Origin of the sequence: uncultured Campylobacter sp. (genome assembly GCF_905372745.1) — a bacterium.
In the GTDB taxonomy this organism is placed as follows: Bacteria; Campylobacterota; Campylobacteria; order Campylobacterales; family Campylobacteraceae; genus Campylobacter_A.
The window spans coordinates 26,718-47,459 of sequence record NZ_CAJPQR010000003.1 but is presented as its reverse complement, the minus strand read 5'-3'; the positions used below and the strand labels follow the sequence as shown (position 1 = coordinate 47,459).

The 20,742-nt window shown below is 47.0% G+C and carries 20 protein-coding genes and 1 pseudogene; 9 read left to right on the top strand and 12 right to left on the bottom strand.

Going from position 1 to position 20,742, the window contains the following annotated elements:
- Positions 1-161 precede the first annotated feature (161 nt).
- Both QZ157_RS01480 and QZ157_RS01475 read right to left on the bottom strand, forming a co-directional pair.
- Complete coding sequence (locus QZ157_RS01480; RefSeq protein WP_295140873.1) at positions 162-2,417, bottom strand: TonB-dependent siderophore receptor; 2,256 nt, start codon at positions 2,415-2,417, stop codon at positions 162-164.
- A gap of 216 nt (positions 2,418-2,633) precedes the next feature.
- Positions 2,634-3,053, bottom strand: coding sequence for a TOBE domain-containing protein (locus tag QZ157_RS01475; RefSeq protein ID WP_295140869.1), 420 nt, complete (start codon positions 3,051-3,053; stop codon positions 2,634-2,636).
- Between the two features lie 692 nt (positions 3,054-3,745).
- On the opposite strand from QZ157_RS01475, the gene QZ157_RS01470 reads away from it, so the two are divergent.
- Positions 3,746-3,964: a hypothetical protein gene (locus QZ157_RS01470; protein WP_002950945.1), complete on the top strand. Its 219-nt coding sequence runs from the start codon at positions 3,746-3,748 to the stop codon at positions 3,962-3,964.
- Between the two features lie 176 nt (positions 3,965-4,140).
- Here the strand turns inward: QZ157_RS01470 and QZ157_RS01465 are convergent, their stop codons facing one another.
- Both QZ157_RS01465 and QZ157_RS01460 read right to left on the bottom strand, forming a co-directional pair.
- A complete protein-coding gene (locus QZ157_RS01465) occupies positions 4,141-5,133 on the bottom strand; it encodes an iron-sulfur cluster assembly scaffold protein (protein WP_295140863.1) in 993 nt (330 codons plus the stop codon).
- Positions 5,134-5,470: 337 nt separating this feature from the next.
- A complete protein-coding gene (locus tag QZ157_RS01460; RefSeq protein ID WP_295140861.1) occupies positions 5,471-6,649 on the bottom strand; it encodes a NifS family cysteine desulfurase in 1,179 nt (392 codons plus the stop codon).
- Between the two features lie 367 nt (positions 6,650-7,016).
- Between QZ157_RS01460 and QZ157_RS01455 the strand changes: the two genes are divergently transcribed.
- Positions 7,017-8,168, top strand: coding sequence for a hypothetical protein (locus QZ157_RS01455; RefSeq protein WP_295140859.1), 1,152 nt, complete (start codon positions 7,017-7,019; stop codon positions 8,166-8,168).
- Between the two features lie 155 nt (positions 8,169-8,323).
- Here the strand turns inward: QZ157_RS01455 and QZ157_RS01450 are convergent, their stop codons facing one another.
- The 8 genes and pseudogenes from QZ157_RS01450 to folE all read right to left on the bottom strand — a co-directional run bounded on the left by QZ157_RS01450 (position 8,324) and on the right by folE (position 13,487).
- Positions 8,324-8,533 (bottom strand): hypothetical protein, encoded by a 210-nt coding sequence (locus QZ157_RS01450; RefSeq protein WP_295140856.1) that lies wholly within the window; start codon positions 8,531-8,533, stop codon positions 8,324-8,326.
- Positions 8,534-8,537: 4 nt separating this feature from the next.
- The gene (locus QZ157_RS01445; protein ID WP_295140853.1) at positions 8,538-9,005 is read right to left on the bottom strand and encodes a hypothetical protein; all 468 of its coding nucleotides are present in this window, start codon (positions 9,003-9,005) and stop codon (positions 8,538-8,540) included.
- Between the two features lie 251 nt (positions 9,006-9,256).
- Positions 9,257-9,904 (bottom strand): tetratricopeptide repeat protein, encoded by a 648-nt coding sequence (locus QZ157_RS01440; protein ID WP_295140850.1) that lies wholly within the window; start codon positions 9,902-9,904, stop codon positions 9,257-9,259.
- The gene (locus tag QZ157_RS01435; RefSeq protein WP_295140848.1) at positions 9,901-10,275 is read right to left on the bottom strand and encodes a hypothetical protein; all 375 of its coding nucleotides are present in this window, start codon (positions 10,273-10,275) and stop codon (positions 9,901-9,903) included. The genes QZ157_RS01440 and QZ157_RS01435 overlap by 4 nt, the downstream gene beginning before the upstream one ends.
- A 179-nt stretch (positions 10,276-10,454) precedes the next feature.
- Complete coding sequence (locus QZ157_RS10590) at positions 10,455-11,144, bottom strand: WG repeat-containing protein (RefSeq protein ID WP_363147570.1); 690 nt, start codon at positions 11,142-11,144, stop codon at positions 10,455-10,457.
- 27 nt (positions 11,145-11,171) lie between these two features.
- Positions 11,172-11,282 (bottom strand): annotated as a pseudogene (locus QZ157_RS10585) (WG repeat-containing protein); the annotation flags it as partial.
- Between the two features lie 298 nt (positions 11,283-11,580).
- Positions 11,581-12,885: a flagellar protein export ATPase FliI gene (gene fliI / locus QZ157_RS01425; RefSeq protein WP_295140843.1), complete on the bottom strand. Its 1,305-nt coding sequence runs from the start codon at positions 12,883-12,885 to the stop codon at positions 11,581-11,583.
- Positions 12,885-13,487: a GTP cyclohydrolase I FolE gene (gene folE, locus QZ157_RS01420; protein ID WP_295140840.1), complete on the bottom strand. Its 603-nt coding sequence runs from the start codon at positions 13,485-13,487 to the stop codon at positions 12,885-12,887. Before folE ends, fliI begins: the two co-directional genes overlap by 1 nt.
- Before the next feature lie 139 nt (positions 13,488-13,626).
- Here folE and tig point away from each other — a divergent pair, with 139 nt between their 5' ends.
- From tig to purN, 7 genes are read left to right on the top strand one after another with little or no spacing between them, the layout of a single operon-like run.
- Complete coding sequence (gene tig, locus QZ157_RS01415) at positions 13,627-14,952, top strand: trigger factor (protein WP_295140837.1); 1,326 nt, start codon at positions 13,627-13,629, stop codon at positions 14,950-14,952.
- Positions 14,952-15,542, top strand: a complete 591-nt coding sequence (gene clpP / locus QZ157_RS01410; protein WP_002949394.1) for an ATP-dependent Clp endopeptidase proteolytic subunit ClpP — start codon at positions 14,952-14,954, stop codon at positions 15,540-15,542. The genes tig and clpP overlap by 1 nt, the downstream gene beginning before the upstream one ends.
- A gap of 10 nt (positions 15,543-15,552) precedes the next feature.
- The gene (locus QZ157_RS01405; protein ID WP_295140835.1) at positions 15,553-16,617 is read left to right on the top strand and encodes a diguanylate cyclase; all 1,065 of its coding nucleotides are present in this window, start codon (positions 15,553-15,555) and stop codon (positions 16,615-16,617) included.
- Entirely contained in the window at positions 16,614-17,126 is a 513-nt protein-coding gene (gene def / locus QZ157_RS01400; RefSeq protein ID WP_295140832.1) for a peptide deformylase, read from the top strand. The genes QZ157_RS01405 and def overlap by 4 nt, the downstream gene beginning before the upstream one ends.
- Positions 17,123-18,643, top strand: a complete 1,521-nt coding sequence (locus tag QZ157_RS01395; protein WP_295140829.1) for a YifB family Mg chelatase-like AAA ATPase — start codon at positions 17,123-17,125, stop codon at positions 18,641-18,643. Before def ends, QZ157_RS01395 begins: the two co-directional genes overlap by 4 nt.
- Positions 18,640-20,061, top strand: a complete 1,422-nt coding sequence (locus tag QZ157_RS01390) for an NAD(P)H-hydrate dehydratase (RefSeq protein WP_295140826.1) — start codon at positions 18,640-18,642, stop codon at positions 20,059-20,061. The genes QZ157_RS01395 and QZ157_RS01390 overlap by 4 nt, the downstream gene beginning before the upstream one ends.
- Positions 20,043-20,624, top strand: coding sequence for a phosphoribosylglycinamide formyltransferase (purN, locus tag QZ157_RS01385; protein WP_295140824.1), 582 nt, complete (start codon positions 20,043-20,045; stop codon positions 20,622-20,624). The genes QZ157_RS01390 and purN overlap by 19 nt, the downstream gene beginning before the upstream one ends.
- The last annotated feature ends 118 nt before the right edge of the window (positions 20,625-20,742 follow it).

Here is a 20,742-nt window from a genome sequence, read left to right as displayed (position 1 = left end):
TTTACGGCGAGATTTTTTACGGCGCGAATTTTATTCTAAATTTAGTCCGCATTGAGCAAATTTAGCTCCGTAAATAAGTAAGACAAATTTACGCTAGAGGCTCGTATTTATAAATTTTACGAGCCTAGCTAAGCCCGAAAAGCAGGTGCGCAATAGCCTGATTAGTATGCGTAATTAAACGTCACCATAAAGTTCCTAGGCTCGCCGTAGAAGTTATTTTGTCCGGCCACGCGGTTATTTTGATTGATAAAATACTTCTCGTCGGTTATGTTTTTGACGGATAAATTTACGTTAAAGTGCTTGTCGTAATAATACGCGATATTCGAATCCCATAGCGCGTAGGCCTTTTGGTCCGGGATGTCGTTAGCCGGATAATACGCGCCGGTCGTGATATTGTATCTTGAGTACATGTTGTTGGTCTTGGTCTGATAGCGTACGCCCGTGCCAAAGACTAGCTTTTGCTGCGCGACTAGAGGCAGCTCGTAGCTTGTGTAGACCTTGACAATATGTTTTGGTATCCAAGGCTTAGCATTTGCGCCTTTGCGGTAGTCGACACTTGTAGGATTGTGCGTTTCGTCTTTCATGTATTCGCTTTTATTATACGTATATCCGCCGAAAATTTTCCACCTATCGGTGATCGCGCCGTTTGCTTCGATATCAAGGCCGCGGCTTCGTACTTTACCCTCGGCTACGCTTCTGTTTTTATTCGTGGCGACGTAGTACTCGTAGTCTTGTATCGCGCGATTTTCTTGTTCGATCTGAAACAGCGCTACGGTCGTGTTTAGCGCGCCGTCAAAAAACTCGGACTTTAGACCGATCTCGGCGTTGTAGCCCACAATAGGCTTCAGTATCTCGTCATTTCTATCGGTAGCAGTTTGGGGCTTATATATCTCGGTGTAGCTGGCGTACAGCGAGTGATCTCTGGCAAAATCCCACGTAAGACCGATATATGGCGTTAGCTTGTGCTTTTTGACCTCTTGTGCGACCGTATGCGTGCCTCGGCGGTAGTTGTCGGTAGTGCTATTTCTCTTTAACCACGAGTATCTAGCGCCAAGGAGTAAATGCCAGTCGTCGCTAAAGTTATACCTAGTGCCGATCGTAAACATTTGTTGGTAAATTTTAGTGTTGTAGTATAGGTTGTAGCAGTTGGTACCCAGCGCGCAAAGAGCCGTCATATCTCCCCAGTTTGGTTCATTGTTTATGAGGCCTTTGTTGAAGGTATTATAGGTGAGATTTGCCGCGCCCGTAAATACGTCTCTGTCGTGCTGCGTGAAGGTCTCGCGAGACATCGTAATGCTGGTGAAAAAGTCGTGATTTTGACCAAATAAATCATAGTTTGCGTCGATACCGGTTTTAAAGCTAAATTCTTTACTTGCGTTGTCGTATCTATCGTAGCCGATATATCTGGTAATCGGATCGCGATTTACTCCGTGCCAGCCGCCGAATTTGAGGGTGCTCTTGCTATCGGTATAGTTAAATTTGGCATAGGCCTTGATGCTGTCGTTAAAATAGTGCTCAAGATCTAAAAATAGGTTATATTTTTCGTAGATCGCACGACTCCAGTCTGATATAAAGGTCGTTTTGCGGTTTAAATTTAACTCCTCGCCGTTCTTGCCGACCACGGGTACGCCAAACGGATCGTAGACGCCTCTACTTTTTTGGTAGATTATCCCGGCAAGCGCGTTCGTGGAGTCGCCTATATCGGTTTCTATCATCGCAGAGACTGCGCCTCTTTTGTTGCCTTTCATATCCCTAAACGACCCATCCTTGCCCAGAGTGCCGATTACTCTGCCTCGGACTGAGCCGTCGGAGTTTAGCCCGCCCGTCACGTCTGCTACGCTACGGTATGTATCCCAGCTGCCTACACCTAGGGATAAATTTGCTCCGAACGTCTTTTGCGGACGCTTTCTAGCTAAATTTATCGTGCCGCCGGGCTCGCCGTTACTCTGCGTCAAACCCGCCACGCCGCGAAGTACCTCCACGCGGTCATAAAACGCCATATCGGTATGCTCTTTGGACTGGCCGTAGAGCCCCTGCGCAGCAAGCGCGGTGGTGGACTGCATGCCGTCTTCTTGGATGTTATCGATGTTAAAGCCTCTAGACATCGGTAGATTCATGCCAAACCTGCTCGTAGTCGTAATGCCCGGCGCATAGCTTAGCGCCTTATCTACGTCGTTTAAATTTAGATCTTTAACGAGCTGATCAGGGATAATGGTGACGGTTTGCGGCGTTTCGCGGATAGTTAAATCAAGACCCGTCGCAGTGTTCATGTTTTGCGTCGTATATGAGCCCGTACCCTCGGTGGCCGAGATGTCTGTTTTACCGTAGGCGGTCACCTCACCGAGGTTTGCATCGACTGCGTAGAGTGAGCAAGCAAGGCAGATAGATAAGCCTATAAATTTGCATTGTACGTTCAAAATTTTCTCCTTAATATTGATAATGATTAGATAAATTATATATAAAAAAATTTAAGAAAAAATAAAGAGCAAATAAGCACTAAATCAGACAAAACATGGGTTAAATTTGGGTGGATAAATTTAGTATTTTGGGTTAAGTGATATAAATTTGGATCAAATCTAAACAAAAACAAATCAATTCAGCGAGCGCCATAAACCGCTCGCTAATTAAAAGCATTAAGCGCCTATGATAATATGGCTAGCTTTGATTATAGCAGTTACTTCATCGCCAGCTTTTAGAGCTAGGTTTTTAGCAGACTCATTAGTGATGATAGCGCTTAGTTTATCGCCGCCGGCTATCTGGATATCTACTTCAGCGTTTACCGCGCCCTCTACTACTTTTGTTACCTTGCCTTTTAGTTGGTTAGTAGCGCTTAGCTTTAGACCGTTCTCGCCTTTGGCTACTATGATAGAAGAAGCTTTAAATAGATAAACCACCTTTTTGCCCGCTACTAGATCTAGAGCCTTTTGGCTATCTACGGTTACGGTCGCTTTTACGGTCTCGCCGCCTTGTAGCTTTGCTACTACTAGAGAGTTTACCGCTCCCTCTCTTACCTCTGTGATTTGAGCTGCTAGTTGATTTCTTGCACTAAACATTATGTTTTTCCTTTGTGATTAAATTTGATTTCGTATTAAAATCTGAGCGAATATTAACAACTTATACTTTTATAAAACTTAAAAACCGAATATGTAAAAATCTAACTTTATTACTAAAAACGCATACATTAAACGATTATCGGAATTTTAGGTATTTTGATAAATGAAGTAGAAAAATTTAATTTCGCAAATTGAAATTCGGGACAAACGTTTTTTGGGTTAAATTTGAAAAGGAGGCAAAAATGCAAACGCAAAAAGATAAAATCGCCAAAGCAGCTAAATTTGAGCCTAAAATTGACGATACAAGCCGCCAAGATAAGCTAGCTTAAAGCGACAAGGAGGCCGAAGCGCTGGAATACAGCAAAGCCTTAGCGCAAATCTCTAAAATTTTAAAAAAAGCCGACTTGGTCGCTTGATTAGACTTTTATTTGCGAGTTTTAGGCAATTGCTTTTAAGCGCGCTTATTGCTACGATGCTTTTTACTCGCATCTGCCGCTAATCCCAACGCTACCCGTAACGGCCGTTGTTTGCTTAGCAAGAAATTTGAGCATTTGCAAGTAAATTTAGACTAAAATCTGCGGCAAAATCGCTACCGCAAGGCAAATTCAGTATCCAAATTCGGCGCTAAATTTAGCTAAATTTTAAAGCTAAAAATTGTATAATCTGCAAAAATTCTTAACAAAGGAGCTAAAATGGCAACAGATCGAGAGTTGGTTAACTTTTCCGAAGAACACGAGCTAAACACCGTACTAGCAAGACATGGCAAGGCTCAAAGTATAGCAAACCGAGAGGTTTTGTGCGAGCTTGGCAAAGAGTGCAAGGAAAAACTAGGCAAAAGAGTGCTAACGCAGGACGAATTTGACGAGTTTTTAAAGCCCGTTTTAAACCGCCTAGAAAATAAAAGAGCTTAATTTCGGGATAATTCCCGAAATTAATACTTGCGGCTAGATTCTCACCCCAAAAAACAATCTATCTTTTATAATAGCTAGCTTAATTTGCGACTAGCTTCTCGGACGGCTAAATTTAACCGCCCGAATTTAGCGCAAATTTGAGCCCAAGCCGCGTCAAATTTGCCGTCTAAAGCAAATCAGATAGGTAGGACGCGGATATTTGGGCTGAGGTTTTCTTGCAATACGTTTTCGATCGCGTATAGCGTGCCCGTCGCGCCGCTTGCGCAGCCGCTGCAAGCGCCCATATATCTGATATAGACGTCAAATTTACCCTCGGCGTCCTTTTGTAGATCGAGTATCTCCATGTTGCCGCCGTCCATCATCAGCATCGGGCGGATATCCCTATCTATGACGCTCTCGATAGCCTTTAACTGGCCCACGACGGTCATATTTTCAAAGCTCACGTCGTCAAATTTGCCCACAGCCTGCGCGTCGATGAGGGCTTGCTTTTTCTCCCGCTCCATCTCGGCTCTGGTGTCTGCGAGGATGTCCACGAGATAATACTCGCGCTTTTCGTGTCCGCCCGGGCGCACGCAGGATTTGCAAAAGGCGCCTGCTTTGGTGTATTGCGTGATCTCCTCGACCGTGTGTAGGTCGTTTAGACGGATGACCTCTTTGATCGTGCCTAGGCTCACGCGCGCGCACTCGCACACGATGATCTCGTCCTCGAAATGCTCCGGATCCACGCCCTTGTACTGCGCCGCCGCGGCCTTGATAACGTCGTAGGCCATGACCGAACAGTGCATCTTTTGCGGCGGAACGGCTGGGACGTCGGGCGTGTCGCGCATGGCTTTTTCCACGTCGATGTTGGTGATTTTGACCGCTTCGTCCACGGTCTTGCCGATGCAAAGCTCAGCCATTGTATCTGAGCTAGCCACCGCCGTGCCGCAGCCAAAGCTTTTAAATTTAGCGTCCATGATGCGGTCGGTTTTCTCATCCACGAGCCAGTACAGCCTCACCGCGTCGCCACAGCTTTCGGCGCCAAAATCCGCTACGATGAGCTTGCCACCCCTTGCTTTTGCCTCGTCCTGTGTTATCTCGCCCATAAATTTGGGATTGTTCATGCGGTCTTGGACGTTTTGGGAGTATTCGTCCCAGATGGAGCCGCCGATTAGATTATTTTTTGCCATTTTATTTCCTTTTTAGAGGCGTTGTCTCGCGAGCGTCTTTGAATGAGTTTGCAAAAATATCGCTGCGGCAACCTATTTGGTTAGCCTTGCTCATTTTTGCTTCACAACATTCAAATCCATCTCGCGATACTGCCGCCCGCTTCCTTTTAAATTTAACTCAAATTTGGGCTTTTAAAAACCCAAATTTGAACCAAATTTATGAAATTTAAATTGTTAAGGCAAAGTATTTTGAGATGATTTTTGGGGTTGCGCAGGTAAAATTTAGCGTAGGCTGGACAAGTAGTCCGCCGAGCTAAATTTTAGCAAGCTCCGCAAAAAGCGCTCAAAAGACAAGCCGCTACTTGCTGTTAGGGTTATAGGCGTACGTGCTTGATATGCCCCTTAACCTCTCCACCGCCTTTTTGATATGCTCTATCGTATAGTCGATCTCTTCTTCGGTGTTAAACCTTGATAGCGACAGCCTTAGCGCCGTGTGCGCCAGATCGCTGCTAGCTCCGATTGCTTCCATTATCGGATTGCTCTCTAGCGTCTCGGACGCGCACGCCGAGCCCGTAGACGCGGCGATACCGGCCTGATTTAGATCCCATAGCATCGCCTCGCCTTCGACGCCTTTTACGGCGGCTAGGATGGTGTTTGGCAGCCTGTGAGCGCGGTCTCCCACGACCGATATATCGGGGATTTGCAGCAGCGCGTCTTCGAGCTTATCGCGCAGGCGTCTTACGTGCAGATTTTCAAATTCGATTAGCTTGTTGCTGTTTTCCAGGGCTTGCGCCATGCCCACGATACCAGCGACGTCAAGCGTCCCGCTGCGTCTGCCGCCCATGTGTTCGCCGCCGTGAAGCAGGCTCGTTAGCTTTTGCGAGTCCTTGATATACAGACCGCCAACGCCTTTTGGTCCATGAAATTTATGCGCTGAAAAGCTCATAAAATCCATGCCCATCTCGCGCACGTTTATCTTGATCTTGCCAACGGTTTGCGTCGCATCGGTGTGAAATAGCGCGCCGTATTCGTGAGCGATCTGTGCGCACTCTTTGATCGGGAAAATCGTGCCAGTTTCGTTATTTGCCCACATGATGCTAACTAGCGCGGTTTTATCGTCGATGAGCTTTCTTAGGTCGTTTGGATCGAGCAGACCGTTTTCGTTTACGGGTACGTAACTCACGCGCACGCCGTATTTCTTGAGCGACTCAAACGTCGCCGCGATCGCCGGATGCTCGACGGCGCTGATTACGACGTGATCCTTTTCTTTATTTAATATATGATCGAAAAACACGCCCTTAGCCACCCAGTTGTTGCTCTCGGTGGCGCAGCTTGTTATCACGATATCGTCGTTATCGCTCGCGTTTATGCCCGCATAGAGCTGGTCCATCGCGCGGCGAAGCGCGGGGTGCGTCTCTGAGCCGAATTTATGAAGCGAGTTTGGGTTGCCGTATTTTTCGCAAAAAAACGGCCTCATAAGCTCGAAAGCTTCGGGATCGACCATCGTCGTGGCATTGTTGTCTAGATATACTCTCACGCTTGACCTTTATCAATTAGGATATATTTTATCCCTTTTATTTTCGCGAGGATAATATAACAAATTTTATAAATTTTTGATTAAAATTTTAGCTTAGTTTTTTCAAATTTAGCCGGTTTTTGATAGAGTTTATATATTGAAATTCCTTATCAAATGAGCAAAACGTCGCCCTTTCAGTCAAATTTGATATAAAAAGATAAAATATATCCTAAACTTAGTTTGATTTCTTAAGGTTTTAGAAAATTTAAAAATTAAAATTTTTGCATTTTGGGTTAAATTTATCAAAATAAGCCCGAATTTAGTACGGTGAAAAAGGGTGAGACCGGCAGTTTAGAGTTTTTCAGGTAAAATGGAGTAGAATACTAGCATGAAATTTTTTAAAAAAGCTCTTTGCGTTTTAGGCGGCGTTATTGCCGTGTATGCAGTATTGTGGTTTATATTGTGGTTTATATTGTGGTGGTTATTTGATCCGCCTTTGGGTTGTGATCCCGAATTAAGCGGAGATCCGGCATGCGATTACATAAATAAGCGGTTTGAGAGAGAATTGAAAAAATTACCCCAGGCTCCCGTACTGTCGGTAAGTGAAAAAAGGCCGGTATTTTTTCTAGGTGAAGGCTATTTTGCCAAAGGTGCGGAATTTGGCTATTTATATATTAAAGATGAATTTGGAGTCTGGCTTAGATATAAAGACCATGAATATACCGACTTTTTGTTACAAAAAGGTATGCCGGAGCACTACTATGGATATTACGAAATTAACCACTCGCCGAATCAGGATTGGGTGGGTAAAAAGCTTAGATATTATAGGTACGGCATCTATGATATTTCGCTTTTTGAGAATGAAGCCAAGATATTTTCTCAAACCGCGCATAAAGTTATAAGAAAATTTATAGGTACGTTTGATTTGCACTCTCAGCCCGGCACCTCTTTTGCGGCTCCGCAAGGCACCGAGGAAAATTTAAAAGCCATAAGAAGGCTTCAAATTCCGCTTGCGGATTTTCCGCAAGAACCGAACTACTCTGGGCTCGGTTGGGCTTATAAACCAGAAGCCAAAGGCTATGTCGGAGATGAGATAGCCAAAAAGCTCGCTCGCAATGTCTTTGAGATCAAAGGCGAGGGATGGCGACAAACTATACGTATAAACAGCAGCGCCAAGGATATCAAGGTTATCTGCGGAGATGAAATTTGCCTCGCGCTTGTCTTTAATGAAAACGAATTTAACCGCTGCGATAACGGCGCTGCATCCACGGAAATTTATACGCTAAATTTAAAGCAAAAATTTAGTAATTTTCATACACTTACTAGCAAAAATTTTGATTATGTCAAACTCGGCGATAAATACGCTTTAGACGACGTAAAATCTTTTAAAATAGTTTTATCTAGATTCAGATATATCGAAGGGTATAACAAAGGTCGCGAAATTACGGACTACGAGGTTATCTTACGAAATAGCGAGGGTGAGCAGGTCAATGAAATTTGCAGAAACCAAACCCAGAAACTTGACAACCGCACGCAGTAAATCAAAACTCGCGCCGCAGACTTGAAACAAAGGCGGTGAAATCTCGGCGCACAAAACCCATGCCTTTAATATGTAAATTTAGCGGCGATCCGGGATAAATCGTATCCTTGCTCGATAAATTTAATGCAAGGCAAACACGAAAGCCGCCGCCGAATTTAAACCCGCTTAAGGTTTTCGGCGTCGTAAAATTTGATCGTCCAGGGCGCATTCGCGATATCGGTGCCTAGTTTCGCCCTAAAATACTCCCGCACCGCGGCGCAGTCTGATTTTGAGATGAAATAAATATTTATAACGCCGGTCTCGCTAAACATGGCAAGGTTGCAAAAGTAGCTTAAATTTACGTCTTTGTCAAAGGCTCTGAGCACGCATCTAGCGATAAAAAATCAGTACATAAAAAATAAACGCGGCCAAGACGAACATAAACGGGATCACTACCGCGGAAAGCGGATTTTTCGGTATCGCTCCTAAAATTTGATAGGGCGATTTTCGCATTTGGACGATATCTGTCAAATTTATCGTTACTCCCTTTTTGGTTTGGTAAATTTTATCCTCGTAAAGGTAAACAAGCGAGGGATTTTTGAGTTTTTTCATTAGGTCGGCGGCAGCTAAAACATTTCCAAAAATAACCCCTATAAACATCGAAACAAATCTGCCGTCTCGCATCGCTTCCGCTGCGAAAACTTCCCAAAATGAGCCGCTTTCCCAGTCCACTATGCCGCTAAAAAATATCAAAAACGCCATAAAAAAGTTAGCACTAAATAAAAATGCGCAGCCAACCGAGATGCGGTAAAAATCATCCTGTAAAACCAGCGGATTTTCGTCATAATTTCTGCTCAAATTTTCTCCTTGTATTGCGCTTGCTCGCGCAAAAATAGCTAAATTTACCGGCAAGCCTCACGCCCTAAATTTAGCCTTTAAAACCGGACGCGCATCTTAAAATGGTTGCGATTTTTTCGTCCGCTTTTTGCAAACGAGCTAAACTCTTGCGCCGATTTTTTGCGGGCGCTTGCCTAGTTTTAGTAAGGCTTTGCCGCTAAATTTAACCTCAAATCAAAGTCGCCCTCGCCGCGGCAAAACGCCGCAAAGGACTATTTAAAAATAAAATCCGCAATGCCGGCAAAACCGCTTAAAACCTTGCGCGCATCCTCGCTGCCTAGGCCGGCGGCTCGTTCTACGAGTTCGTCGCTTTTTTGCTCATCCGCGCTCACGCCTACGCCAAGGCCGTAGCAAACGCCCAGCATAAACGTCCCGTCCGCTCCGCCTAGACGCACGGCGTTAGCAAAGTCCGCAACAGCAGCCTTTGGGTCGTGAAGCTTGCCTCTGCGCGGATCTAGCCTAACCATGCCGCGGCGATAATACCCGTCCGCCGCACGCTCGCTACTAAGCGCCTCCTGCCGCTCCAAAGCCTGGCCGATATAGTCTAGCGCGCGCGAATAATCGCTCATCCGCAAAAACAAATAGCCCAAATTTAGCGCCGCTTGGGGTTCGCCGCCGCTTGCGGAGAGCTTGTAATAGCGCACCGCGCGAACGTAATCTCCGTAAATCGCCTCATAAACGTAGCCCGCCTCTAGCTGCGCCTGCGCGTCCGCGCCCTCTGCGGCTTGCAGAGCAATTTCTAGCGCGGCGCCGTAGTTTTGTTCGTTAAAAAGCCTTAGATACTCGTCTTTAACGGCGTCAAAAAGCTCGCCTGAGGCGAGATTTACCGCAAGTATCGTTAGCCAAAGCGCGAGTCTCACCGCTCGTCCTTTAGCGGGCTAAACAGATCCGCAAACATCGGCTCGTAGTTAGCTATGGGCGCGCCCCCTATCTCGTCGTAGCCGGTTATGACGCCGTCCTCGTCGGTGACGAAAAACGCCGCGTTTAGTTTGCTAGGCGCCGTCTCGTCGCAAGCCCGCCCCGGCTCGCCGCTTTTTGCGCTATTTTGCAAATAATAAACCTTAGATCCGTCCTCTCGCACGCAAACGTCGGCAAAATCCGCGCGGTCTACGAGGGTTAGAATATGTTGCCCTTTTAGCTGCGCTAGATGCGGATTTGCGTAGTTTTTACCGCTCGCGCAGCCGCTAAGCATTAGCGCGCTTGCAAGCGCGGTTTTCATTAAATTTCGCATTCTTTTTCCGTTTTATTTGTTTTTTGTTAAATTCGCAAACTCTCGTGCAAATCCGCCCTAAATTTACTTAAAATAGCCGTTTCGCCTATCGTTTAGGCATTTAGTCGCCGCGCCGATTTAAATTTACCCGTCCCGCAAAATCTCGCCGCGCGGTAATTTCATACTTTGCGCTATTTGACTCAATCTTCTATCTCAAAGTAGTAAGAAATGGGCAAAATTCGGCCCTTTTTGTCGATAAACAAGCGTTTGTAGTCCACGCTAGCGGCCGTCGCGTCGCCCTCAAAAACGTATATGTCGTCAAATTTCGGTTCTATGACGACCTTGCCGTCTACGTCTAGGCAACCGCTTTTTCTATTTACGCTGAAATTTAACATTCCGCCATAAAACTCGTCAAATATATAGTCGAATTTTTGCGGCTCAAGGATAAATTTACCGCTTTTATCTATAACGCCCCACAGCCCGCCGACCCTCGCTACGGCGCGGTCTTCTTTAAAGTGATTTTCTTCGTCAAAACGCGGCTCTATCGCGAACTTTCCGCTTTTGTCTATGAAACCCCATTTGCCGCCCGATTTTACGGCCGCCAGCCCTTCGCTAAAGAGCGACGCTAATTCAAATTTAGGCTCTATAACGATGTTTGCACCCTTGTTCACAAAGCCGTAGAGTCCGTTAAATTTTACGGGCGCCAAGCCTTCCGTAAAAGTTATCGGGCGGCCCAAATTTAGCTTTGAAACGGTAGCGCCGCTTTTGTCTATCACGCTCCATTTATCAGCGATACGCACCGAGGCTAGCCCGTCAGAAAAAGACCTTGCCTCGTCGTAGCGCGGAGAAATGATAGTTTTGCCGTTTTTATCCACGTAGCCGTATTTCATCCTGCCTACAATCATCGCGCCGTCTCTAAAAGCTATACCCGTATAGTCAAATTTGGGTTCTACCACGACCCTGCCCGTTTTGTCTATGAAGCCGAATTTACCGTTTTTGACGATGGCTGCTAGCCCCTCGGTAAAGCTGGTTTTAAAGCCCGTGCCGGGCGCCAAACGCACGGCAAGTCTGCCGTTTTCATCCATAAAAAAGGTCTGTTCGCCTATAAAAACCACGCAAAGACCGTCGGAAAAGGTTCCCGTGACCATAAAATTTTTACCTACGGCTTTTATGTTGCCGTCTTTATCCACGGCATTGCCGTCCGCAAAAACCAACCCGTAGTCCGCTAGCTCGCCCTGACCGATTATCTTAGCTTCAAGGCCGAGCAAGCCTAGAAGCAGCATCGCTAAAAATTTTTTCATTTTTGCCTTTTTTGCAAATTTGAGGCTAATTTATCCCGCCTAGCAGCTCTTGCGTCTGCTCGAAGCTAAAGCCCTCTTCGGCGTCTTGTTTTAGGAAGTTATCTATAAATTCTTTTTTCGAGATAGCAAGGTCAAGCTCTTTGTCGCTGCCTTTTTGATATGCGCCGATGCGTAGTAACACCTCGTTTTCTTTGAGAAGCGAGTAGAGGCGCTTTAGCTTGGCGGCGTTTGCTCTGTGCTCTTTGGTAGCGATGTCGCTCATCACGCGCGAGGCGGAGTTTAGGATGTTTATAGGCGGATAGATGCCAAAGTCCGTCATCTCGCGGCTAAGCACGATGTGACCGTCTAGGATCGAGCGGCTCTGGTCGGCTATGGGATCGCTCATATCGTCGCCGTCTACAAGCACGGTAAAAAAGGCCGTTATGCTGCCCTTACCATCCTCTTTGCCCGCACGCTCCATCAACTGAGGTAGCAAAGTAAGCACGGAGGGCGGGTAGCCCTTGGACGTCGGCGGCTCGCCTAGTGCCAGCCCGATCTCTCGCTGCGCCATAGCAAATCGCGTCACGCTATCCATGATAAAAAGTACGTCTTTGCCTTGGTTTTTGAAGTATTCAGCCACGCTCATCGCGCAAAAGGCGCCGTATTTTCGCATCAGCGGGCTATCGTCGCTGGTGGCTACGATGACGACGGTGCCGCTTAGGTCGCCGCGTAAATTTTTCTCGATAAACTCGGGCACCTCGCGGCCGCGCTCGCCGATAAGCGCGACTACCTTGATCGGAGCTTGCGAGTTTTTTACTATCATGCCCATTAGCGTACTTTTGCCCACACCAGAACCTGCGAAAATGCCTAGTTTTTGGCCTTTGCCGCAGGTTAGCAGCCCGTCTATGCTTTTAACCCCGACGCTAAAAATCTCATCTATCAGCCCGCGCTTCATCGCATCGATCGGAGCGCGCATTATCGGTGCGTACTCGGTCGCAGCGATCGCGCCTTTGCCGTCTTTTGGATTCATAAAAGGATCGACTACGCGCCCTAAAAGAGCGTCTCCGACGGGGATTTTCATGCCTTGGTCGCTTTGATAGACGAAGTCGCCGATCTTGTAGCCTTCTACAAAGCCAAAGGGCGAGATGAGCGCGGTATTTTGCCGCACCTCAGTCACCATCGCTAGTCCGCTTTTGCTCCTATCTTTAGCGCAAATTTGCACGATGTCGCCTATGCTGGGGCGCAGTCCCGAAATCTCTATCGTCGTAGCAGAAATTCGCTCGATCACGCCAAAGACGCTAGAGAGAGATAAATTTGTGCCCAGTTTTGATTTTAAGCTATCTAAACCCACTAAAATCTCACTTCTTTGTGCGAATTTATAAGAGAGAAAAACTCGCGCCTAGTCTCGCTGCTATTTAAAAAACATCCTCGCAGCGCCGATGTTGTAGTGGTCGAGTTGATCTTGCCCACGCCTCGCATCTCCACGCACATGTGACGCGCCTCGATGACGACGCCCACACCTTTTGGCTTGATGACCTCTTGCACGGCCTGCGCGATCTGCTCTGTAAGCTGCTCTTGGATCTGCAGGCGGCGGGCGAAGATATTTACCATGCGCGGGATTTTGCTAAGGCCTACGACCTTGTGGTTTGGTATGTAGGCTACGTGCACGCGCCCGAAAAACGGTAGCAAATGATGCTCGCAAAGGCTGTAAAATTCGATATCTCGCACGAGCACCATTTCGTTATTTGAGCTATCAAACAGCGCGTCGTTTAGCACGACTTTTGGGTCTTGCGAGTAGCCGCTCGTTAAAAACTCGTAAGCTTTAAAAACGCGCTCGGGAGTTTTAGCTAGCCCCTCTCTGTGCGGGTCTTCGCCGACTAAATTTAGCATCTGCTCGACGCAGCTTTCAAACTTTTCTTTTTTTAAATTCTCATTTTTTAAATTTTCTTGCATTTACGTTCCTGACTAATTTCGCTATTTAAATTTGATAAACGATTTTACTTAAATTCGCCTTTCGCGCGCTTAAATTTATACTATGAATAAGGAAAATTTTGCTACACTCTAGGAAATTTTTATTTTTTAAAGGAATTTAATGCAAATCAAAACCAAGGCGATCGACGCCGTAAATGCTTCGCTAAGTGCGAAAATACCGAGCGCGGACGTAAAATCCAAACTCGAAAACGCTGCTAAAAAAGCTGCGAAAAATATGAAAATAGATGGATTTAGAGCGGGCAAAGTACCTGTGAACGTAGTACTAAAACGTTACGAAAAAGAACTAACCGCCGATGCCGAGCAAGACGCGCTAAAAGACGCGATCGACGCAGGTCTAAAAGAGCTAAATAGAAAATTTGAAGAGGTTATCGGCGAGCCGATCGTGACGAAATTCGACAGGGGCGAGAGCGAGATCGACGCAGAGATCGAAATCTCGTTTAAACCCGTCATAAACATCGACGGCTACGAGGAGCTGATAGAGAGCGTCAGCGCGCCGCGCGTAACGAAAAAAGAGATCGATGAGAGAAAAAACGAAATTTTAAAAATGATCGCTCCGCTAGAAAAAGTGGAAAAAGCCGCGCTTGAAAAGGGAGATTTTGCCAAATTTGACTTCGAGGGCTTCGTAGACGGCGCTGCGTTTGAGGGCGGCAAAGCTGAAAACTACCTGCTAGAAATCGGCTCGGGTCAGTTTATACCGGGCTTTGAGGACGGCATGATCGGGCTAAAAGTAGGGCAGGAGCGCGACGTGAAGGTTAAATTTCCGGCCGAGTACGGCGCTGCGCACCTTGCGGGCAAAGACGCGACGTTTAAAGTAAAGCTACACGAAATCCAAGGCAAAAAAGTGCCTGAAGAGATCGACGAAGAGACGCTAAAACGCATCATGCCGGGCGAGGAAAAGGTAAGCGTCGAGCTATTTGAAGAGAGACTAAAAGAGCAGATCAAAGCCGACAAGCACGCCAAAAACGTAAACGAAGAGCTAAAGCCTAAATTTGCCGACGCGATCGTGGCTAAATTTAACTTCAACGTGCCAAAAAACATCGTAGAGCAAGAGATGGATATGCAGTTCCGCGGTGCTTGGAGCAGCTTTACACCTGAGCAGATGGCTAAATTTAGAGAGGATAAAGACGCTCTAACCAAACAGCGCGAGACCTACCGCGACGACGCGGTAAAAAGCGTGAAACTAACGTTTATAATAGACGAGCTAGCGCGCCGCAGAGGCATAAAAGTAAGCGACCAAGAGCTGATCCAAGCGGTGTATTTTGAGGCGTATCGCTCGGGCGTAGATCCGAAACAACACCTTGAAAACTATAAAAATCAAGGAATTTTACCTGCGATCAAAATGTCGATGATCGAGGAGAAGCTATTTAACGAGATGTTCGCGCTAAAGAGCGAGAAAAACGATAAAAAAGAGAAAAAGGCGGAGTAATGAGCTACTACATCCCCTACGTCATCGAGCGCACGAGCAAGGGCGAGAGAAGCTACGACATCTACTCGCGCCTGCTAAAAGACCGCATAATAATGCTTAGCGGCGAGATCGAGGACGGCATGGCGTCTGCGATCGTGGCTCAGATGCTGTTTTTAGAGGCCGAAGACCCGGACAAAGACATATATCTATATATAAATAGCCCCGGCGGCGTGATAACGAGCGGATTTAGCATTTACGATACGATGAACTACATCAAGCCAGACGTCTGCACGATCTGTATAGGTCAGGCGGCGTCTATGGGCGCGTTTTTGCTTAGCTGCGGCGCGCAGGGAAAGCGTTATGCGCTGCCAAATTCGCGCATCATGATCCACCAGCCTTTAGGCGGCGCACGCGGACAGGCGACGGATATAGAGATCCAGGCGAAGGAAATCTTGCGTATGAAAGAAATTTTAAACGCGATCCTAGCTAAAAATACCGGTCAAAAACTAGCTAAAATCCAAAAAGACACCGACAGGGACTTTTTCATGAGTTCTGCTGAGGCTAAAGAATACGGACTGATAGATAAGGTTTTAGAAAAAAGCTTTAAATAAAGAGTAAATTTTGCTAAAGATAGACGACAAAAAAAGCGAAAAACAGCTCCCGCAAAGCGCACAAAATCCTGGACGCGTCGGCGCGGGAAAAGGCGAGGATAACGGCGGCGATATGGGTATTTACGGATTTTCCGAGGCTATCATAAAAGAGCTAGCTGAGGAAAATATCCCCTCAATACCCAAAAATTATTCAATATTTTTTGAAAAAATACTCGAAAAGCAACCGGACGACTTCAAAAAAAAAGTCGGGGAAATCATCAAAATAGAAGATGAAATCGGCAGGCTAGAAGACGATAGGCAAATCAGCATCGAGCGCGAGGTAAAAAATAGCTTTATACAGATAAAAAGTATGTTGCAAGCCGTCGCGCTCATTTATAAAAACCTATCCGTACTAAAAACAGTCGTTAAAAAGCGCCTAGACAGCCTCGATCCAAACGGAAATTTGCTGGCTAATCAAAGCGTTTTTAATGCATTTAGCGATGATCTAGCCAAGCTAAATACGCTGATGGATAAGCATATCGAGGTCATAAAAACCAGCTACGATGAGGTCGGCAAAGTTTTTAAGATAGTAGAAGAACAGTCCGTCTATGATCCTAAATTTGATATCTATAACCGAAAATTTTTCCTAAAGACGCTGGAAATGGAGGCCGGTAATATCCAAAAATACGGCTACAAATCCTCGCTGATGCTAATCAAACCAAAAGAAACCTCGCTGCAAGGCATCGGCTCAAAAGGCAAACATGCGGTGCTAAAAAATATCTCGCGTATGTTACTTCGTACCTCAAGGCGCAGCGATATTTTAGCGCATTACGGCGACGGGTGCTTTGCGATGCTGATGCGCCATACCGATATCGTCGGCGCGCAAAAGGCGTGCGAACGTATAACGGAGATGTTTTACGGCACCTCTTTTATGCTAAACGACGAAAAGATCGATTTTGATATGGAGGTAGTAGCCTGCGCTCTGGGCGGACAAAAGACCGTCGAGGAGCTGCTTTCTAGCGCGCTTGATGCGCTAAAGAACACCGGTAGAGACGGTAAACGCTACCTTATCCTACCCGGCGAGGGCGGCAAATGATACTAGAAATCCTAACCTATCCGAACAAAAAACTCTTCGTCAAATCGCTTGAAGTTAAAGTTTTTGACGAAGAGTTGCATAAATTTCTAGACGACATGTATGAGACCATGATCGCTAAAAACGGTATCGGACTAGCCGCCATCCAGACGGGCGAGGCTAAGCGAATTTTGATCGTAAATTTAGTTGACGAAGAGAGCAAAGAACAGCGCAAAGAGGATCTGCTAGAAATCATAAATCCCAAAATTTTACGCAAAGAGGGCGAGATAATATATCAAGAAGGCTGCCTTAGCGTGCCCGGATACTACGAGGACGTAAAAAGAGCCGAGTTTATAACGCTAGAGTATCAAGACCGCTTCGGACAGCGCCAAGAGCTCGAGGCCGACGGACTTTTGTCGGTTGCGATCCAGCACGAGATGGATCATCTAGACGGACACCTTTTTATCGAGCGTATCGGCTACAACAAACGCAAAAAATTCGACAAAGAGTATAAAAAGCAAAAAAACGCATGAAAGCCCTAAAATGCGCCACTTATAACGACGAATTGCGGCTTGTAGACGTCGAGTCCAGTTTTAACCGCGGTTTGCCGGCGCTTAATATCGTAGGGCTTGCTGGTGCTTCGATCAAAGAGAGCGCCGAGCGCGTAAAATCAGCGCTTTTATCGTTAAATTTTTCTTTTCCAGCGCAAAAAATCATCATAAATTTATCCCCGTCCGATATGCCAAAATCAGGCAGTCACTTTGACCTGCCTATCGCGCTTTTAATCGCCTTGCAAAAAGAGCGCGACTTCGAGCCTATTTTCGTATTTGGCGAGTTGGGGCTCGACGGCGGCGTCAAAAGTACGGCGAGCCTTTTTTCTATCCTACTTTTTTTGAGCGCGAAAGCGCCGGGCTCTCGCGTGCTGATCCCGCAAGAGATAGCGCAAAAAGCGGGCGCGATACCGAATTTAGAAATTTACGCCGTTTCAAATTTAGCCGAAGCGATCAAATTTTTCCTAGAGCCAGAGTTTACCGCTTTGCGCAAAGTCGGCAGCGTTCATCCGCTTTTTTCGAATTTAATCAAAATCGGCGAAAAAAGCTTCGTAAAAAATCAAAATTTCGAGCTAAATTTTAGCGACGTCAAAGGCCAAAGTAGAGCAAAAAGAGCCTGCCTGGTGGCCGCTTGCGGTATGCATAACATTATCTTTGAGGGTAGCCCCGGATGCGGCAAGAGCATGAGCGCCAAGCGCCTGCGCTACATTTTACCGCCGCAAAGCTTGGATGAGATCTTGCTTAGCTGCGCTTATAGCTCGCTAAATCAGCAGGAGAGCGAATTTTCCGCCCTGCGAGCCTTTCGCTCGCCTCATCACACGAGCACGCGCAGCTCTATTTTCGGCGGTGGATCGAGCTCGGCTAGGATCGGCGAGGTCGGGCTAGCTAACGGTGGGATTTTATTTTTTGACGAGCTTCCGCACTTTGCGCCGCAAATTTTAGAGAGCCTGCGCGAGCCGCTGGAAGACTACAAAATCAACATCTCGCGCGTAAATTCAAAAATCACGTATGAGACTAAATTTATGTTCGTAGCCGCGATGAACCCGTGTCCTTGCGGCAACCTACTCTCTAAAAATCTAGAGTGCAAATGCTCGGAGCTTGAGATCAAGCGCTATAAATCGCGCATCTCGGCACCCGTGCTAGACCGCATCGACCTTCACGTACAGATGGACGAGGTGAGCGCCGATGATAAAAGCGACGTTACGAGCGAATCGATGCAAGATACCGTGCTACGCGTGTTTGAGACGCAAATCTCGCGCGCTCAAAGCGAGCTAAACGGCAAGCTTAGCGACGAAGAGATTGCTAAAATTTGCATTTGCGACGACGAGGCGAGCAGGGCGCTAGATCACGCGACGCAGAGATTTTCGCTCAGTCGCCGCGCTATAAATAAAACCCTAAAAGTCGCCCGCACGGTCGCCGACATCGAGGGCTCGCGTATCATCAAAAAGCCGCACATTTTAGAGGCTTTGAGCTACCGAGTGAAGCAGGAGGGCGCATGAAAAAGCTATTTTGGGATACGGCGGAGCTTGACGCTAGAGCCGTGAGCGAGTTTGGGCTTAGCACCGAAGTTTTGATGCAAAACGCCGCGAATGCGTTAGCTCGCGCAGTACGGACTAGGCTCAAAAAATCATCGACCAAACGCCGTAAAATTTTAGGCGTAGTCGGCAGCGGAAATAACGGCGCAGACGTACTTGCCGCACTTCGGCTTTTGGGCGATAAATTTGATTGTTTTGCGTTTTTAGCGAGCGACAAACAAAATGAAATCTCAAAAACCGAGCTAACCAGAGCGCTAAAATGCGGCGTAAATTTGATCTCAAATTTGACGCAAAGCGACGAATTTGACTGCATCATCGATGGGATTTTCGGAACCGGACTTAGCCGTGAGCTAGACGAGCGGATGATAAATTTGATAAATCTACTAAATGCAAAACCCGCCTACAAACTCGCCTGCGATATCCCGAGCGGTCTTGATAAAAACGGCGTGCCGCAAGGCACGGTCTTTAAGGCCGATACGACTGTGACGATGGGTGCGTTAAAGCTAGCGCTTTATAACGACTTTGCAAAAGATTTCGTGGGGCGCGTAAAGGTCGCAAATTTGGGCCTTTCTCGCGAGCTGTACGAGACGGGGACGAGCTTTTATAAACTTGGAAAAAGCGATTTAAATTTGCCGTTTCGCGCTAAGCAAAACGTTAACAAGGGCGACTTTGGGCACGTGTTTGTTGTTAGCGGCGAAAAGGGCGGAGCGGCGCGTATAGCGGGACTTGCCGCGCTAACTATCGGTGCGGGACTCGTTAGCGTCGTGGGCAAAAATTTAAACATTGAGCCCGTTTTAATGCAAAGCGCGCGCATAACGCCCAAAATGCGAGTCGGAGCCGTCGGTATGGGACTTGGCGAGCTTGACGAGGTGCAAAAAGACGAGCTTTTTAGCGAACTAAAAAAAAAAGACGCGCTCGTTATCGACGCCGATCTTTGCTATGAGCCGCGCACGCTTGAGCTTTTAAATAATAAAAACGTCGTAATAACGCCGCATCCAAAGGAGTTTGCGAGCTTGCTGGAGCTTGCGAATCTTGGCAAATTTGACGTCCGCGAAGTGCAAAAAAATCGCTTCAATCTCGCTCAAATTTTTAGCCGAAATTTTAAATGCGTGCTTGTGTTAAAGGGCGCAAATACGCTAATCGCGCAAGGCGGCGAGGTCTACGTCATGACGCAAGGTAGCGCCGCACTCGCAAAAGGCGGTAGCGGAGACGCGCTAAGCGGTATCGTCGCGGGACTACTGGCGCAAGGTTACGATCCGCTAAATGCCGCGATCTCGGGCGCGTTAGCTCACGCTCTAGCCGCCCGCGAAATCAAAATCAACGACTACGCGCTCACGGCCGCGGACGTCATCAAAGGACTCAAATGCTTACGAAAAAAATAGCGGTTTTATTTAGTGGCGGCGGCTCAAATTTGGATGCGATTTTGCAGAATCTGCACGGCAAAGTTTTTGGCGAAACCAAGATCGAGGTCGCGCTAACGTTAACAAATAAAGCTAACGCAGGCGGCATAGCAAAAGCCGCAAAATACGGCTTGCAAAGCGTCGTTACCGAGCACGTTAATTTTGCCTCTAGAGAAGAGTTTGACGCCGCGGTCGTAGCACAGATAAAGCGTGCCAACGTCGATCTAACGGTTCTTGCGGGCTTTATGCGCATCCTTACGCCCGTTTTTACGAGGCAGATTCGCGCGATAAATTTGCACCCATCGCTGCTGCCACTTTTTAAGGGCGCGCGTGCCATAAAAGAGAGCTTTGATAGCGATATGAAGGTGGGCGGCGTGAGCGTGCACTGGGTCAGCGAGGAGCTAGACGGCGGCAAGATCATCGCTCAGCGTGCGTTTGAAAAGAGCGCGGGAATGAGCTTTGAAGCTTACGAGGCCAAAATCCACGAGATAGAGCATGAAATTTTGCCCGAAACTATCGTGCAAATTTTAACCGGTAAAATTTAGCCCGCGTTTTGCCGTAGCAAAGGCGACTGCGTTGCCAATTTTGCAAGGCTAAAAAGGTCGGCGCTTTACCCCTGCAAGCCAGCGCCACGTCGCAAAGCTTTGAGCTAGCGTAAGTGCT

Coding starts and splice junctions, on each gene's coding strand:
- QZ157_RS01395 (WP_295140829.1), top strand. CDS start 17,123: ATGAAAGCCCTAAAATGCGCCACTTATAACGACGAATTGCGGCTTGTA.
- QZ157_RS01465 (WP_295140863.1), bottom strand. CDS start 5,133: ATGGCAAAAAATAATCTAATCGGCGGCTCCATCTGGGACGAATACTCC.
- folE (WP_295140840.1), bottom strand. CDS start 13,487: ATGCAAGAAAATTTAAAAAATGAGAATTTAAAAAAAGAAAAGTTTGAA.
- QZ157_RS01455 (WP_295140859.1), top strand. CDS start 7,017: ATGAAATTTTTTAAAAAAGCTCTTTGCGTTTTAGGCGGCGTTATTGCC.
- QZ157_RS10590 (WP_363147570.1), bottom strand. CDS start 11,144: ATGAAATACGGCTACGTGGATAAAAACGGCAAAACTATCATTTCTCCG.
- QZ157_RS01390 (WP_295140826.1), top strand. CDS start 18,640: ATGAAAAAGCTATTTTGGGATACGGCGGAGCTTGACGCTAGAGCCGTG.
- purN (WP_295140824.1), top strand. CDS start 20,043: ATGCTTACGAAAAAAATAGCGGTTTTATTTAGTGGCGGCGGCTCAAAT.
- QZ157_RS01475 (WP_295140869.1), bottom strand. CDS start 3,053: ATGTTTAGTGCAAGAAATCAACTAGCAGCTCAAATCACAGAGGTAAGA.
- QZ157_RS01435 (WP_295140848.1), bottom strand. CDS start 10,275: ATGCGAAATTTAATGAAAACCGCGCTTGCAAGCGCGCTAATGCTTAGC.
- clpP (WP_002949394.1), top strand. CDS start 14,952: ATGAGCTACTACATCCCCTACGTCATCGAGCGCACGAGCAAGGGCGAG.
- tig (WP_295140837.1), top strand. CDS start 13,627: ATGCAAATCAAAACCAAGGCGATCGACGCCGTAAATGCTTCGCTAAGT.
- QZ157_RS01470 (WP_002950945.1), top strand. CDS start 3,746: ATGGCAACAGATCGAGAGTTGGTTAACTTTTCCGAAGAACACGAGCTA.
- def (WP_295140832.1), top strand. CDS start 16,614: ATGATACTAGAAATCCTAACCTATCCGAACAAAAAACTCTTCGTCAAA.